The sequence below is a fragment of the Vannielia litorea genome, from assembly GCF_900142295.1.
In the GTDB taxonomy this organism is placed as follows: domain Bacteria; phylum Pseudomonadota; class Alphaproteobacteria; order Rhodobacterales; family Rhodobacteraceae; genus Vannielia; species Vannielia litorea.
Map to the genome: position 1 here is coordinate 3,557,774 of NZ_FSRL01000001.1, position 14,055 is coordinate 3,571,828.

12 protein-coding genes are annotated in these 14,055 nt (G+C 70.3%); 6 read left to right on the forward strand and 6 right to left on the reverse strand.

Annotation, left to right across the window (positions count from 1 at the left end; genetic code table 11):
• The first annotated feature begins 76 nt into the window (after positions 1 to 76).
• Positions 77 to 1,039, forward strand: a complete 963-nt coding sequence (locus BUR94_RS17370; RefSeq protein WP_074257786.1) for a glycosyltransferase — start codon at positions 77 to 79, stop codon at positions 1,037 to 1,039.
• A gap of 24 nt (positions 1,040 to 1,063) precedes the next feature.
• On the opposite strand, the gene BUR94_RS17375 is transcribed toward BUR94_RS17370, so the two are convergent.
• The 3 genes from BUR94_RS17375 to BUR94_RS17385 all read right to left on the reverse strand — a co-directional run bounded on the left by BUR94_RS17375 (position 1,064) and on the right by BUR94_RS17385 (position 5,235).
• Positions 1,064 to 1,921, reverse strand: a complete 858-nt coding sequence (locus BUR94_RS17375; protein ID WP_074257421.1) for a hypothetical protein — start codon at positions 1,919 to 1,921, stop codon at positions 1,064 to 1,066.
• On the reverse strand, positions 1,918 to 4,314 hold the full coding sequence (locus BUR94_RS17380) for a rhamnosyltransferase WsaF family glycosyltransferase (RefSeq protein WP_139301304.1): 2,397 nt from the start codon (positions 4,312 to 4,314) through the stop codon (positions 1,918 to 1,920). Before BUR94_RS17380 ends, BUR94_RS17375 begins: the two co-directional genes overlap by 4 nt.
• A 99-nt stretch (positions 4,315 to 4,413) precedes the next feature.
• On the reverse strand, positions 4,414 to 5,235 hold the full coding sequence (locus tag BUR94_RS17385; protein ID WP_074257422.1) for an ABC transporter permease: 822 nt from the start codon (positions 5,233 to 5,235) through the stop codon (positions 4,414 to 4,416).
• A gap of 71 nt (positions 5,236 to 5,306) precedes the next feature.
• On the opposite strand from BUR94_RS17385, the gene BUR94_RS17390 reads away from it, so the two are divergent.
• Both BUR94_RS17390 and BUR94_RS17395 read left to right on the forward strand, forming a co-directional pair.
• Positions 5,307 to 6,503: a KpsE/RkpR family capsule polysaccharide export protein gene (locus tag BUR94_RS17390; protein ID WP_245794518.1), complete on the forward strand. Its 1,197-nt coding sequence runs from the start codon at positions 5,307 to 5,309 to the stop codon at positions 6,501 to 6,503.
• Complete coding sequence (locus BUR94_RS17395) at positions 6,500 to 7,171, forward strand: ABC transporter ATP-binding protein (RefSeq protein ID WP_074257423.1); 672 nt, start codon at positions 6,500 to 6,502, stop codon at positions 7,169 to 7,171. The genes BUR94_RS17390 and BUR94_RS17395 overlap by 4 nt, the downstream gene beginning before the upstream one ends.
• 6 nt (positions 7,172 to 7,177) lie before the next feature.
• On the opposite strand, the gene BUR94_RS17400 is transcribed toward BUR94_RS17395, so the two are convergent.
• On the reverse strand, positions 7,178 to 9,841 hold the full coding sequence (locus BUR94_RS17400) for a calcium-binding protein (RefSeq protein ID WP_074257424.1): 2,664 nt from the start codon (positions 9,839 to 9,841) through the stop codon (positions 7,178 to 7,180).
• Positions 9,842 to 10,115: 274 nt separating this feature from the next.
• Between BUR94_RS17400 and BUR94_RS17405 the strand changes: the two genes are divergently transcribed.
• Positions 10,116 to 11,219 carry a polysaccharide biosynthesis/export family protein gene (locus tag BUR94_RS17405; protein WP_245794520.1) on the forward strand — a complete coding sequence of 368 codons (1,104 nt, stop codon included), beginning with the start codon at positions 10,116 to 10,118 and terminating at the stop codon, positions 11,217 to 11,219.
• Between the two features lie 19 nt (positions 11,220 to 11,238).
• Here BUR94_RS17405 and BUR94_RS17410 read toward each other — a convergent pair whose 3' ends face one another.
• Complete coding sequence (locus tag BUR94_RS17410) at positions 11,239 to 11,439, reverse strand: hypothetical protein (RefSeq protein WP_074257426.1); 201 nt, start codon at positions 11,437 to 11,439, stop codon at positions 11,239 to 11,241.
• A gap of 109 nt (positions 11,440 to 11,548) precedes the next feature.
• Here BUR94_RS17410 and BUR94_RS17415 point away from each other — a divergent pair, with 109 nt between their 5' ends.
• The gene (locus BUR94_RS17415) at positions 11,549 to 12,394 is read left to right on the forward strand and encodes a glucosamine kinase nucleotide-binding domain-containing protein (protein ID WP_074257427.1); all 846 of its coding nucleotides are present in this window, start codon (positions 11,549 to 11,551) and stop codon (positions 12,392 to 12,394) included.
• Positions 12,391 to 13,512 (forward strand): N-acetylglucosamine-6-phosphate deacetylase, encoded by a 1,122-nt coding sequence (gene nagA, locus BUR94_RS17420; RefSeq protein WP_074257428.1) that lies wholly within the window; start codon positions 12,391 to 12,393, stop codon positions 13,510 to 13,512. The genes BUR94_RS17415 and nagA overlap by 4 nt, the downstream gene beginning before the upstream one ends.
• On the opposite strand, the gene BUR94_RS17425 is transcribed toward nagA, so the two are convergent.
• The gene (locus BUR94_RS17425; protein ID WP_074257429.1) at positions 13,501 to 13,956 is read right to left on the reverse strand and encodes a MarR family winged helix-turn-helix transcriptional regulator; all 456 of its coding nucleotides are present in this window, start codon (positions 13,954 to 13,956) and stop codon (positions 13,501 to 13,503) included. The two genes, nagA and BUR94_RS17425, sit on opposite strands and share 12 nt — an antisense overlap.
• Between the last annotated feature and the right edge of the window lie 99 nt (positions 13,957 to 14,055).

Consider the following 14,055-nt stretch of genomic DNA (forward strand, 5'->3'; position numbering starts at 1 on the left):
GGGCGGTGGCCCGGATGAGGGCGCATGAGGAGCGAGGGCTAGGCCTGACCCTGCGGGAGCGCGCCTGATGCTCGACATGAGCCGAACCCGCCGCAACCGGGCCGCCCGCCCTGGAGCGCCACGCGGGGCCCAGGCGGTGACCATCCTGATGGCGGTGCACCGGGGCGCGCGCCACCTCGAGGCGCAACTCGACAGCCTGGCCGCCCAGACGCACCGCAACTGGCACCTCGTGGTGAGCATGGACGGCCCTGAGGACGGCGCCTCGGAGATCCTCGACCGGCATCCGATCCGGGACAGGATCCTCCGTGTCGACGGGCCCAACAGGGGCTCGGCCGCCAACTTTCTGCACCTTATGCGGCAAGGGCCTGCGGGCACCTTCTGGGCCTTCTGCGACCAGGATGACGTGTGGCTGCCGCACAAGCTCGCCGCTGCGCTGGAGCGGCTGGAGACCGTGCCGTGGAACCGGGTGGCGATGTATCACAGCCGGAGCCTGGTGACCGACGATGCGCTCGGCAGCCCGCGCCTCTCCGCCGCGCGGCCCCGGCAGGCGAGTTTTTCCAATGCGCTGGTGCAGAACATCGCCGGAGGCAACACCATCGTCCTGACCCCCGCCGCGACCCGGCTGGTGCATGCGGCGGTGCAGGAGACCGGCGAGGTGGTGGTGCATGACTGGTGGCTCTACCAGCTCATCACCGGCGCGGGGGGCCTCGTGCTGCACGACGATGCCCCCGGGCTGCTCTATCGGCAGCACGGCGGCAACCTGATCGGCGCCAACACCGGGCTGCGCGCACGGGCGCGGCGATTGCGCCTCGTGCTCGACGGAACTTACCGGCGCTGGATGGAGGTGAACCTTGCGGCGCTTCAGGCCAGCGCGCGGCATTTTACCCCGGAGAACCGCCACCGCCTGCGGCGGCTCGCCCTCGCGCGGCGGCAACCGCTCGCGGCGCGGTTGCGGATGCTGCGCGAGATCGGCATCCACCGGCAGACCCAGCTGGCCAGCTCGGTGATGTGGCTCTCGGTCCTGCTCGGGCGGTTCTGAGCGCCTCTGCGGTGCGGGCCGCGCTCAGGCGACGCGCTCGGCAGTGCCGTGCGACGGGGTCACACGCGGTGCGGGCAGGCGGTTGTCGTAGCCGAACTCCTCCTGCAGCGCGGCATTGTGGTGCTCGAACACCGCCTCGATCCAGGCCACGCGCTCGGGCGTGCGGCCTGCGTCGGGCTGGCTCGGGCGGTGCAGGGCGGTCTTGACCGCCTCGACGATCTGGCCCGCCCCGGCCGCGCCGCTCTCGATCATCGCGGCGATCCGGTCGCAATCCTCGGTGCGGAGCGAGGGGTTGGTGAGGTGGCGGGGCACCTCCCAGTCGAGCGCGGCGGGGGCCAGCAGAGGCTCGACCGTGGCCCGGATCGCGCGGTGGCTGGCGAGGGTGAAGCGGGCCTGCGGCAGCACGTTGCGCCAGCCGCGCAGCCATCCGCGGGGTGTCATCTGCCGGGCGCGGGCCACGACGAACTGCTCGAACCCCTTGCCGCCATAGGCCGCGCCGGCCTCGATATAGGCGCGGTGGTGCTGTTTCATCATCTGCGAATAGTCGCCGAAGATGATCTCGCTGAACGGGCGGATGAAGGCGATGAGGTGGACCTCGGCGCCAATCTCGGCGGCGGCGCGGGCAAAGGGGCGCGCGCGCGGGCCGGAGGTGATGAGATCTTCGAAGGACAGCGCGAGGCGCTCGTGCGGGCCGAAGAGCGCGGCCAGCCGCCGGGCGCTGGCCGACTCGATGCCGGCGGCATTGCCGGGGTGGCCGGAGCCGTCATGCGGGTAGGCGATGCCGGCTGCCGCCAGCGCGGCGCGATTGCGCAGGAGAACCTGCTGCAGGTAGGTCGAGCCGCATTTGTGCATGCCGATGTGGAGGAGGATGGAGCGGGTCATGCGGCGGAGGCCCTTCTGTTGAGGAGCGGGTGGAGATCGGCGGAGAGCCGGTCGATCAGGGTGGGCATGGCAAGTCCGAGCGGCGAGAGGTCGATCTCGCGCATCGCCCTGGTCACCGGAGGGGCCACCCAGGCGCGGCAGAGCGCAGCGGCGAGGGCCTCGGGCGTGGGCTCGGCGGAGATGATCGCGGGAGAGAGCCGGGAGAGGTCCTTGCCGCCGAAACGGTTGGTGACCACCCGGACGCCGGAGGCCGCCATCTCGATCGGCGGGTGGCTCGGATGGGGCGAATACATCAGTGAAAGGCCGAGATCGACGCCCAGGAGAAACTCCGGATAGGCCTCCCACGGGAGCTTGCCGAGGCTGGTGAGCCGCGCACCGGTGGAAAACTCGACCGGCTCGTGGGTGAGGCCCACCGAGAGCAGCTCGACGTCGTCCGGGCCGAGGTGCTCGGCGGTGGTGAAACGCTCGAGGGCCTCGATTGCCATGGGGAACATGTTGCGCTCCACCTCGGGGCGGCCGTAGAGCGCGAGCCTGCGCGGCGCGGCCGAGGGCGCGCGGTGCCCGCTCGCGTAGCGCGAGATCTCGATGGAGGGCCGGAAGGCCAGCGCATCGGGCGCGCAGAGGCCCAGCCCGGCGAAATGGTCGCGCAGAAGGGTGGTGTTGAAGATCGGCCGGTAGTCCATGCCGTAGCTGGCCTCGGCATCGGCGCAGGTGGTGCCCCAGGCGTAGAAATGCGGCTCGTAATCCTGGATCAGGTAGTGGAACTGCGCGTGGTGCAGGGCGTGGGTTCGGATCAGGGACTGGGCGACATGGGCCGTCCACCATGCGGTGGCGAGAAAGACATCGCCCCGGTGCTGCGAAATCTTGGGGCCGTCGCGGCCGCAGCTGTCGCCGGTGACGCCGCAGTGCAGGGTGATGCTGGCCGCCGCGCCGGGGTGCGCCCCGGCCGCACGGCCCTCCACGAAGGCGCGGGAGGCGGCGGGGTTGGCCATGGGCAGGTCGGTGGCGATCATGCGGATGCGGTGGCCCCGGGCGGCGAGGCCGATGCCGATATCGATCGCGGTGGCGATGCCGGCGAAGGCCTCGGTGGGGTTGAGCGTGGGCACAAGCAGAACGATGGCCGATTCGGGCGCGTCGAAGCGCGGCGTCCACGAGGGCTGCTTGCGGGCGTCGATGAAGGTGGCGGCGGGCCGGGCGCGGCGGGCGGGCGGCGGTGGCGGCGCGAGGGCCAGCTCGCGGATGACGGCGTTGCCGGCGCTGTCGATCTCGGGCGGGGCGATGCCGGGCGAGAGGCCGTAGAGCCGGGTGTCGAAGGCCGAGAGCGCGGCGAGCAGGCCAGGGCCGAGGGCCTCGCGCAGCGACCAGGCGAGGCGGCCGGCGGTGATGATGAACTGCGAGGCGGCGATGCGGGCGAGATCGGCGTGGCCGGTGAGCAGCAGGCGGAGCGAATCGGCTAGGTGCGGCAGGCCCAGCCCGCGCCGCCGCAGGTAGGGCCGGAGCGCGGAGGTATCTGCCCTGTCGGGCCCGAGCTGCGCCCCGATGACGGCCTCGGACACCCGCGCCTGGACGCAGCGGGCGAGGTAGCGGGCGAGGGCGTAGCTGGTGGCTTTGCGGCGGGCCCAGTGGTGCAGCGCCTTGCGCGACGGGCGGGGCAGGCGCCAGTCACGGCGGCGGGAGACCGCGCCGACCGCATTGCCCGCGTGCTGGCGGTAGTCGACCAGCGGCTCGTCGATCCGGACGACGCGGCCCGTGGCGGTGGCCAGCAGGGCGAGCCAGAGGTCGTGGTAGAAGTGCACCCCGGCCTGGCCCGGGAAGGGCAGAGACAGTTCGGCAAGCTCGCGCCGGAACAGCATGGTCATCCCGGTGACGGTGTTGCGGTAGAGCAGGTCGCGCAGGCCGGGCGCGGGCAGGCGGCGCTCCAGCGCGAAGAGCGAGGGGTGCAGCACCTTGCCCGCGTTGTCGACCACGCGGGCGTTGGAATGAACGAGGCTGACGGCGGGATCGGCCAGAAGGGCCGCGCCGCGCGAGAGGCGGGCGGGGTGCCAGGTGTCATCCTGATCGGAGAAGGCGATGAGGCTGCCCGGTGCCGTGAGCGGCAGGGCGGCGGCGAGACCGGCGGCGAAGGCGCGGGGCGCATCCATCCCGCGGTCGGGGGTGACGATCTCGCAGCGAAGCCCATGACGGGCGGCAGTCTGGGCCATGAGGGGGCCTGATTCGAGATCGGCGATGACGGCGACGAGGAGGGAGGGCCGCAGGATCTGGCCGGCGAGGCTGGCGACCTGCGCCTCGAGCTGCGCCGGATCGGGGCGGAACACGGCAAGGATGACGGCAATCTCCGGCGCGGGGGAGGGGCTGGGGGCCTTTGCCTCGGCGGCCGGGAGTGCTCTCGTCATGTTGGGGCCCTTCTGCGCTGGGACAGTGCCGCGTTCTGGCACTCGAGTCGGGTGGGTTATGAAGGCGAATGGTTTAAATTCTGTCAGTGTCGGGCGGTTTCAGCCGCGTTCGATGATGTCGCGGTGGTGGCGGCGCAGGAACAGGAGCCCGAGCGCGAGCGGCACGCCGCCGCAGGCGATCACGTAGCCGAGGGAGACATAGCCTGCGTCATAGGTGGCATAGATGCCCGCGCGCAACAGGCCGATGCAGTGGATCAGCGGGTTGAACCAGAGCCAGCCTTGGTAGGGTTGGGGCACATCGTCGAACACGAAGAAGACGCAGGAGACGATGAAGAGCGGGCGGTTGAGAATTGCCCAGGTCCGCTCCCAGGCGGGATAGCTCGAGAGCAGGTAGCAATTGAGCGTGCCGACGCCGAGGGCCAGCCATGTGGCGAGGGCGAAGCCGAGCGCCAGGTGCGGGATGTCGAGAATCACCGCGAGATCGAAGGCGAGGATGATGCCGGAGAGCAGGATCATAGCCACCAGGAGCTGCGTGACCGCATTGAGCAGGAAGCGCGCGCCGAGCGCATCGGTGTAGGTGACGCCGGGATAGTAGAGCAGCTGGCGGGAGAACCGCAGGGAGAGCGCGACCTTCTGGCTGATGTCGAGATAGGCGAGGAAGGGGAGCAGGCCGGAGGCGTAGAACAGCGGAAAGTTGGTGCCGAGCGAGGGTGCGCGGAAGGCGAGCGAGAACACCAGCGAGAGCAGGGCGATGCCCGCGACCGGCTCGAGCACGGCCCAGGCGTAGCCCATCGCGTTGCGGCCATAGGTGGTGGACATCTCGCGGATGAAGAGCGCCGCCAAGGCGCGCCCGGTCCGGAACCGGGCGGGGCGGAGCAGCGGGCGGGGCTGCGCGGGCGTTAACGAAATATCATCTGGCATCCTGTAGCCGGTTCTAAGGCCAAAGGGTTCTCAAACCCTTGATGGCGGCAGCAACCAGAAGGGATTTGCAGATGCAGGCACAGGCGTTGCGCCCGGTGGAGGCCAAGGCGCCGACGGCGGAGGTGCAGGTGCCACGCCAGCGGCCCGCGGCCCGGCCGGCGCGGGCGAGGCGGCGGCACTGGGGGCTGTTGCTCTCGCTCCTGCTCATGGTCGTGGCGCCGGTGGCTGCCGCGGGCTGGTACCTGTTCACCCGCGCGGAGGATCAGTTTGCCAGCAGCCTCGGGTTTTCGGTGCGCAAGGAGGACAGGGGCAGCGCGGTGGAGATCCTTGGCGGGATCGCCGATCTCGGCGGCGGGTCGGCCGGCAATGACACCGATATCCTGTTCGAATACATCCAGAGCCCCAACATGGTGCGCGCGGTGATGCGCGAGGTGGATCTCGTGGCGGCCTACACCCGCCCCGGCGACCCGGTGTTCTCGCTGGGGCCGGACACGCGGATCGAGGCGCTGGCGGCCTACTGGACGCGCATGGTGCAGGTGTATTTCGACCGCTCGAGCCACCTGATCGAGATCCGGGTGAAGGCCTTCACACCCGAGGAGTCGCTGGCTATCGCGCGGGCCGTCCGCAAGGAGGCCGACCGCACGATCAACGCGCTCTCCGCGGTGGCGCGCGACGACGCCACGCGCTACGCCCGCGACGAGCTGGACAGGGCGCTGGCGCGGCTGAAGGCGGCGCGGGCGGCGCTGACCGCCTTCCGGACCAGCCATCAGATCGTGGACCCGGAGGCCGATATCCAGGGCCGGATGGGGCTGCTCAACACCTTGCAGGCGGAGCTGGCCGATGCGCTCATCGAGCTGGACCTGCTGCGCCAGAACAGCCGCCCCGACGACCCGCGCGTGGTGCAGGCCGAGCGGCGGGTGGAGGTGATCCGGCAGCGAATCAGCGAAGAGCGCGCGCGATTCTCGGCGGAGGGCAGCGCCAGCGCCGAGCAGGAGGCCTACTCGGAGCTGATCGGGCAATACGAGGCCCTGGCGGTGGACCAGAAGTTTGCCGAGGAGTCCTACGTGGCCACGCTGGCCGCCTATGATGCGGCGGTGGCCGAGGCACAGCGCCAGTCGCGCTACCTGGCCACCTACATCGAGCCCGCCGCCCCCGAGACGCCGCTCTACCCGCGCCGCTGGGTGATCTTGCTTACGCTCTTCGGCGGCCTTGCCACGGCCTGGACGGTGCTGACGATGATCTACTACTCGCTGCGCGACCGGCGATGATCGAGCTGCGCAACCTCTGCAAGTCCTACAGCGTGCGCGGCCAGCGCAAGGTGGTGGCCGATGACCTGACCCTCACCTTTCCGCCGCGCACGGCGGTGGCGATCCTCGGCCGCAACGGGGCCGGGAAATCGAGCCTGCTGAAGATGATCTCGGGCGCGATGGAGCCGGATTGGGGCGAGGTGCGGATCAGGGGCACGGTCTCCTGGCCGGTGGGGTTTGCCGGATCCTTCCACCCCGAGCTGACCGGGTTGCAGAACGTGCGGTTCATCGGGCGGGTCTACGGCGTGGATACCGATGAGCTTGTGGATTTCGTGGAGGCGTTCGCGGAGCTGGGCGGCCACTTCGGCATGCCGGTGCGGACCTACTCCAGCGGGATGCGCTCGCGCCTCGCCTTTGCCGCCTCGATGGGGATTCACTTTGACACCTACCTGATCGACGAGATCACGGCGGTGGGCGACGCGATCTTCAAGAAGAAGTCGGAGGCGATGATCCGGGCGCGCCTGGAGCACACCGGGGCGATCCTCGTCAGCCATGCGCTCGGCCAGGTGCAGCGGCTGTGCTCGGAGGGCGCGGTTCTGGAAAATGGTAAACTGTATTACTACCGGGATGTGATGGAGGCGATCCGGCACCATCAGGAGCTTATGCGCGCGGGGGGGGAGGCAAGCTGAAGCCAGTCAGACGAAGAGGAAGTCGCTGTGGCTCAGATCGGCCAGCGATACGTCTTCGAGCCGGATGCTGTGGCCGGCATGGCTGAACAGAACGTCGCTGCCGTCCTGCGCCGCACCCAGCGCAGCGAATCGGGCGCTGTTGGAGCCGCCCGCCACCCCGGCGATCTGGATCAGGTCGACCCCGGTGGCGTCGAAATCGGTGATGATGTCGTATTCGCCGGCGTCGTGGGTGGCGAAGACGAAGGTGTCGGCCCCGAGCCCGCCGATCAGAATGTCATTGCCCGCGCCGCCATTGATCCGGTCGTTGCCGTCGCCGCCGTCGATCATGTCGTTGCCCGCGCCGCCGTTCAGCACGTCGTTCCCGTGATCGCCCCAGACGCGGTCGTCGCCGTCGCCGGCGCCGACGGTATCATTGCCGACGCCGCCGTGGATCTCGTCGCGGCCCGCGCCGCCGCCGATGGTATCGTCGTCGGAGCCGCCGGAGATGTAATCGGCCCCCGGCCCGGCGGCGATGTGGTCCTTGCCGCTGTTGCCGAAGAGGAAGTCGTCGCCGTAGGTCGCGGAGATGCTGTCATGTCCGGCGCCGCCCTCGATCCGATCGTTGCCGGAGCCGCCGCCGATCCAGTCGTTGCCGTCATCGCCGAACAGCAAGTCGTTGCCGTCGCCGCCGCCGATCTGATCGTTGCCGTGACCGCCGTGGATTTCGTCGTCGCCCTCGGCGCCGGGAAGGTTGTCGTCGCCCGCTCCGCCGTCGATGTAGTCGTTTCCGGCGCGACCGAGGATCGAATCGTTTCCGTCGCCGCCGATCAGGATGTCGTCCCCCTCCAGCCCGTCGAGCCAGTCGTGGCCCGCGCCGCCCTCCAGCCGGTTGGCCTCGGCGGTGCCGGTGAGATGGTCGGCATGGGCGCAGCCGATGAGCCCTTCGATGCTGTAGAACAGGCTGCCCGCGGCGGCACCGGCGTTGAGGCCCGAATTGGACAGGTTGACCACGAGGCCCGGACCGGTGCCGGCGTAGCTGACGATATCCATGCCCGACCCGCCCCAGAAATTGTCGGTTCCGCCGCCGGAGATCATCATGTCGTCGCCGCCGCCTGCGTGCATGTCATCGTTGCCGGCGGTGCCGGTGAGCAGGTCGTTGTCGAGCGTGCCGAAGACATCGCTGCCGGTTGTCTCGGGCGCCATCTCCAGCGGCGCGCGCTCGACCGCGTAACTGCTGGAGAAGGTGAAGGTGATCCTGGCGAAATCGGCCTCGGTCAGGGGTTGGCCGCCGGCAGAGAAGATATCGAGGCTGTCCTGCCCGTGAGTGACGCGCAGGGCGCCGTTGGACAGCGCCTGCACGGTCAGCCAGGCGGTGCCGTAGCACATGGCCCAGCCCGAGAGGTCGATGGTGTCGATTCCGATCTCGTAGTCGAAGATCCTGTCGCGTTCGAGGTCGCCGCCGATCAGCACGAAAGTGTCGGCCCCGGCCTCGCCATAGAGCCTGTCGCGGCCCGCGCCGTCGACGATGATGTCGTCGCCCGCGCCACCGTAGAGGTTGGCGGGCTCGCTCCCTGCGACGATGAGATCGCCCGCGCCGGTGCCGGTAAAGGTGCCCACCCCGGCCTGGGCGAGGTCGCCGAAGCCGGAAACATCGAGGGTGAACTGGGCCACCCCGGGCGCACCCTCGGTGGTGACGAAGAGATCGAGCCGGCTGCCGGTGAGATTGGTGCCGATGCCGCTGATCCGGTCGAGCCCGGCCTGGGTGCTGCCCTCGATGACCTGGAAGGGCGAGAGGTGGCCATCGGGCAAGAGGGTGTAGGCGGTGAGGCCGCCGTCATTGCCGCCCGCGATCACGAGGCAGCGCCCGCCGCCGAGATCGACGACATCGAGCGCGGAGACGCCGGAGAAGCGGGTATCGAGACTGTCGACAACATGCTCGGCGGGCGCGAGGGTGCCATCGGGCTGCATCCGCAGCACGGTGAGCGAGCTGGAGCCGGCGGAGGCGACCACGACGAAGGCGGTGCCGTCGATCGTCACGCTGTCCATCGAGGCTACCGACTGGAGCGGCAGGCTCTCGCCGCGGCCGAAGCTGTCGACCTCGGTGAGCGTGCCGGTGCCGGAGACACGATAGGCGGTGACGCCGTGCTCGCTGGACGACCCGGCGAGCAGATAGGTGGTGCCGGAGACCTCGACGGTGGTCATGGCGGAGATCTGTGCGGCATAGCTGCCGGGGGTGTCGGTCACGCTGCCCGCGAAGGTCAGGGTGTTGCCGCTGTTGGTGACGGCATAGGCGGCGAGGCCGGCGCCGTTTTGGGACGCGACGAAGAGAAAGTCGGTGCCGTTGACGGTGGCACCGGCGAGGGTGGCGGCGGTGGCCTGGCTCTCCAGGGTGGAAAGGTAGGCACGGTCGGAGCCGTGGTCGCCCGCTGCGGTGCCGGCGAGCACCGCGTCGATCACCCGGCCCGACAGGCTGACGCTCTCGCCGAAATGGCTGAAGCTCACCCGCCCGCCGAGCGACAGGGTGCCCCCGGCGGTGGCGAGGCCGGAGCCGGTGGCATCATAGTGGCGCACCACGTCATTGCCGTGGTCGATCAGGGTGATGCCCGTGGCGGTGTTGGCGATTGTGCCCATCATCGTGGGATGCTCGGCGCTGCCGCCGGCCAGAATACCCTTGAACGAGAAAGACGCCATCGGTCACACCTGCACCCTTGCGATGGCGACGTGATGCCGCCCGGCCGGGGCGGGGGCCGGGGCGGGATTGTGGTGAAACGGCGCAGCTTGCGGAGAAGGCAGTTCAAATGCCGTGCAATCCGACCGCTTTGGCGCAGCGCGGCCGGGCGGCAGCGAGCGGGCCGACCTGGCGCGATGAACGCTGTATCTAGGTTGACGATCCCCCGCGAACCACCCTATTTTGTGGAGCAAGCTGCGGCAGGAAGATTGCAGCGACGCGAGCGAAGGGCAGCCTGTGAAGATTCTCCGGCCATTGATGGTGCTGATGCTGCTGGCGGCCTGTTCGCTGCCGCGCGGGGCCGCGATTTCGAACGAGGTGCTGCGCGAGCAGAAGTCGGAGAACCCGCAGATCGCGGTCTATCCGGTGACACGTGCCCTGCTGCCGCGCTTTGCCTCCTGGCCCTACACCGGCTCGGGCATGCGCTCGGAGGGCTGGCTGCGCGGCTCGGGTCGCACCGGCGAACCCCGGATCAAGCCCTATGACCGGGTCGACCTGATCATCTGGGATTCGGAAGAGAACTCGCTGATCGCCCCGGCCGGCGCCAAGCTGGTGGAGATGAAGAACCTCCGGGTCAGCCAGACCGGCCATATCTTCGTGCCCTATCTCGGCGAGCAGCGGATTGCCGACAAGACGGCGGAGGCCGCCCGGCGCCAGCTGGAGAGCCAGCTGATCGACGTGGTGCCCTCGGCGCAGGTGCAGCTTTCGGTGGTGCCGGGCACGGGGAGCGCGGTGTCGCTGGTGGGCGGCGTGAACGCGCCGGGCACGGTGGCCCTGCCCGATGGCGGTTTCACGGTGCTGGGGCTGATCGCCCAGGGCGGCGGGCCGCAATCGACCCTGCGCAACCCGCGCGTCCGGCTCATCCGGGGAGGCCACACCTATGCGACCTCGCTGGAGCGGCTCTATGACGACCCCTCGCTCGACACCACGCTGGTGGGCGGCGACAAGGTGATGCTGGTGGCCGACGACCGCTATTTCCGCGCGCTGGGCGCAAGCGGCAAGGAGCAGCTTGTCTACTTCGAGAAGGAGCGGATATCGGCGCTGGACGCGATGTCGCTCATCGGCGGGCTGGAGGACAGCCGGGCCAACCCCAAGGGCGTGCTGATCCTGCGGCAGTACTCGCCGCGCGCGGTGCGGGCGGATGGGGTGAAAGGGCCGCAGAACGTGCGGACCGTCTTCACCATCGACCTGACCAGCGCCGACGGCCTGTTCTCGGCGGAAAAGTTCGCAATTCACCCGCAGGATACTGTGCTGGTGACGGAGAGCCCGGTGAACAGCGCGCGCACGATCTTCTCGCTCGTGGGCAGCGCAGTGGGTGTGGGCAATCAGCTCTCGAACTGAGGCGCGGGGCCGGGTCTCGTCAGACGAACCCGAGCCGCTCGATCGCCTGGCGCGCCAGCTTGCGCGACTCGGCGCTCCCCTGCGCGGTGGCGTCGTTCAGCAGGTGCAGCTTGAAACTGAGGCGCTTGTGCGAGACTTCGCTGCGGATGAACTCGGCCACTTCGACGTCGCCCAGCGACAGGATGTGCGTGGCGACGGCGCGAACGGTCTGGTCTGGCATGTGTATCCCCCGATGGCACATGAATCTCCCCGGCGGGAGGTTAGCGCCCGTGTCGGTGGAGCGCAACGCCGGGGCTGTCCTGCCGCGATCCGCGTGCGATAACGGGGCCATGACGGGACCACGGGCAATCGGATGTGACGGGGGCGGCAGCGGGTCGCGGCTGGTGCTGGTGTGGGACGGCCTGCGCCACGAGGTGACCGGCGGGCCCGCCAATGCGACGAGCGACTTGGCCGGGGCCGTGGCCGAGGTTGCGGGCCTGCTGGAGCGGGCGGCGGCGGCGGCGGGCGTGCCGTGCAGCGCGTTGGCGGGCGTGCCGGCGCATTTTGCCCTCGCCGGCGTGGTGACCGGGGAGATCGCGGAGGAGGTGGCCCGGGCGCTGCCGGTGCCTGGCGTGGTGGAGGAGGACCGCCGCGCGGCGGTGCGGGGGGCGCTGGGCGCGCGGGCGGGATTTGTGGCGGGCATCGGCACCGGCTCCTACCTCGCCCGGCAGGGGCCGGAGGGCTTTGCCAGCATCGGCGGGCATGGGCTGGTGCTGGGGGACGAGGCCTCGGGCGCCTGGCTGGGGCGGGCGCTTCTGAAGGCGGTGCTGGCCGAGGCGGACGGGTTGGCCGAGGGGTCGGACCTGACGCGGGCGGTTTCGGGCGAAATGGGCGGGGTCGCGGGCGTGGTGGGCTTTGCGGCCACGGCCGGGCCGCAGGAGTTTGCGCGGCTGGCTCCGAGGATGTTTGCGGCGGAGGGCGACCCGGTGGTGGCGGCGATCCTTGAGGAAGGCGCAGGCTACATTGTGCGGGGGCTGGAGGCGCTGGGCTGGCAGGCGGGGGACGCGCTGTGCCTGACCGGCGGCGTGGGGCCGCGATATGCCGGGCTGCTGCCAGGCGGGATGCAGGCGGCCCTGGTGGAGCCGGAAGGCTCCGGCCTGGAGGGCGCCCTGGCGCTGGCATTGGAGCAGGCATGAGCGTGACGGCATACAGGGCGGCGGCCATCCATGACGGCATGGCGCTGCGGCGGGGCGTGGTGCTGGTGGTCGATGGGCCGGTGGTGCGCGGGCTGGCCGCGCCGGGCGAGTTGCCCGAAGGCTGCGAGGTGGTGGAGACCGGGGCCGAGATCCTCGCGCCGGGCTACGTGGACCTGCAGGTGAACGGCGGCGGCGGTGTGATGCTCAACGACGGGCCGTCGCCGGAGCGGATGGAGGTGATCGCCCGCGCCCATGCGGCCTGCGGCACGACCTCGATCCTGCCGACACTGATTTCCGCCGGGCGGGCGGCGACGGAGGCCGCGATGGATGCCCAGCGGCGGCCGGTGCGCGGGGTGATCGGGCTGCATCTGGAGGGGCCGCATCTGGACCCGGTGAAGGCGGGGGCGCACAGCCCGGCGCTGATCCGACCGATGGAGGACGAAGACCTTGAGCGATTGCGGGCGGTGCGGGGGCGGCTGAAGGTGACGCTGGCGCCGGCAACCGTGAGCCTGGCCCAGGTGGAGCGGCTGGCGGCGGAGGGCGTGCTGGTCTCGCTCGGCCATTCGGCCTGCTCCTTCGAGGTGGCCAGAGACTACGCGGCGGCGGGCGCGCGCTGCGTGACCCATCTGTTCAACGCGATGAGCCAGATGGAGAGCCGTGCGCCGGGCTTGGTTGGCGCCGCGCTGGCTTGCGGCACGTTGAGCGCCGGGCTGATCTGCGACGGGGTGCATGTGCATCCCGAGGCGATGCGGCTTGCGGCGCGGGCCAAGCAGGGGCCCGGGCGGCTGTTTCTGGTCAGCGACGCGATGGCCTGCGCCGGGAGCGAGATTGAACGCTTCACACTCGATGGCCGCGAGATCCTGCGGCGCGACGGTCGTTTGACGCTGGCCGATGGCACGCTGGCGGGGGCCGATCTGGTGATGGCCGAGGCGGTGCGCAATGCGGTGCGGCTGATGGGGCTGAGCGCGGAAGAGGCGATTGCCATGGCCACCGGTGTGCCCGCAGCGCTGGTGGGGGCCGGGGCGGGGCGGCTCCGGGCCAAGGCGCCGGCGGATTTCATCGCTCTGGATGCGGGTTTGCGGGTGCAGCGGGTCTGGCAGGCCGGCTCAGAGCTTTAGCGGGGCGCGGCTGAGCGCATTGCCTGCCTCGGTGGCCTTTTTCAGCAGCGCGAGGAATGTCTGCCGTTCGGCGGTGTCCAGCCCGGCGAGGATCTCGGCCTGGAGGGCAGTAACGGCAGGGCGTGCCTCGGCCAGCAGGGCGGCGCCCTGATCGGTGAGGGAGAGCTCGCGGGCGCGGCGGTCGCGCGGGCTGACGCGGCGGGCGACGAGGCCTTTCTGCTCCATCCGGTCGAGCACGCCGCCGATGGTGACCTTGTCGTAGGCGACCGCCCCGGCGAGCGCCGCCTGCCCGAGCCCCTCGGATTCGGCCAGGGTGGAGAGCACGGCGAACTGCACCGGTGTGAGGTCGAGCCCGAGCTCGGCGAGGCGTTCGGTGAAGATGGCCACCGAGATCTGGTTGAGCCGGCGGATCAGGTGGCCGGGCATGTTGTGGATCGCGGACATGTCGGGCCTCTTGTGACGGGGCGGATGGCTTGGCAGGATAGGGGCGAGGACGGCAGTTGACAAGTATGCTTATAGTAAGTATGCATACCATTAATGCGA

Coding starts and splice junctions, on each gene's coding strand:
- BUR94_RS17415 (WP_074257427.1), top strand. CDS start 11,549: ATGACGGGACCACGGGCAATCGGATGTGACGGGGGCGGCAGCGGGTCG.
- BUR94_RS17375 (WP_074257421.1), bottom strand. CDS start 1,921: ATGACCCGCTCCATCCTCCTCCACATCGGCATGCACAAATGCGGCTCG.
- BUR94_RS17400 (WP_074257424.1), bottom strand. CDS start 9,841: ATGGCGTCTTTCTCGTTCAAGGGTATTCTGGCCGGCGGCAGCGCCGAG.
- BUR94_RS17370 (WP_074257786.1), top strand. CDS start 77: ATGAGCCGAACCCGCCGCAACCGGGCCGCCCGCCCTGGAGCGCCACGC.
- BUR94_RS17410 (WP_074257426.1), bottom strand. CDS start 11,439: ATGCCAGACCAGACCGTTCGCGCCGTCGCCACGCACATCCTGTCGCTG.
- BUR94_RS17385 (WP_074257422.1), bottom strand. CDS start 5,235: ATGCCAGATGATATTTCGTTAACGCCCGCGCAGCCCCGCCCGCTGCTC.
- nagA (WP_074257428.1), top strand. CDS start 12,391: ATGAGCGTGACGGCATACAGGGCGGCGGCCATCCATGACGGCATGGCG.
- BUR94_RS17425 (WP_074257429.1), bottom strand. CDS start 13,956: ATGTCCGCGATCCACAACATGCCCGGCCACCTGATCCGCCGGCTCAAC.
- BUR94_RS17395 (WP_074257423.1), top strand. CDS start 6,500: ATGATCGAGCTGCGCAACCTCTGCAAGTCCTACAGCGTGCGCGGCCAG.
- BUR94_RS17380 (WP_139301304.1), bottom strand. CDS start 4,314: ATGACGAGAGCACTCCCGGCCGCCGAGGCAAAGGCCCCCAGCCCCTCC.
- BUR94_RS17390 (WP_245794518.1), top strand. CDS start 5,307: ATGCAGGCACAGGCGTTGCGCCCGGTGGAGGCCAAGGCGCCGACGGCG.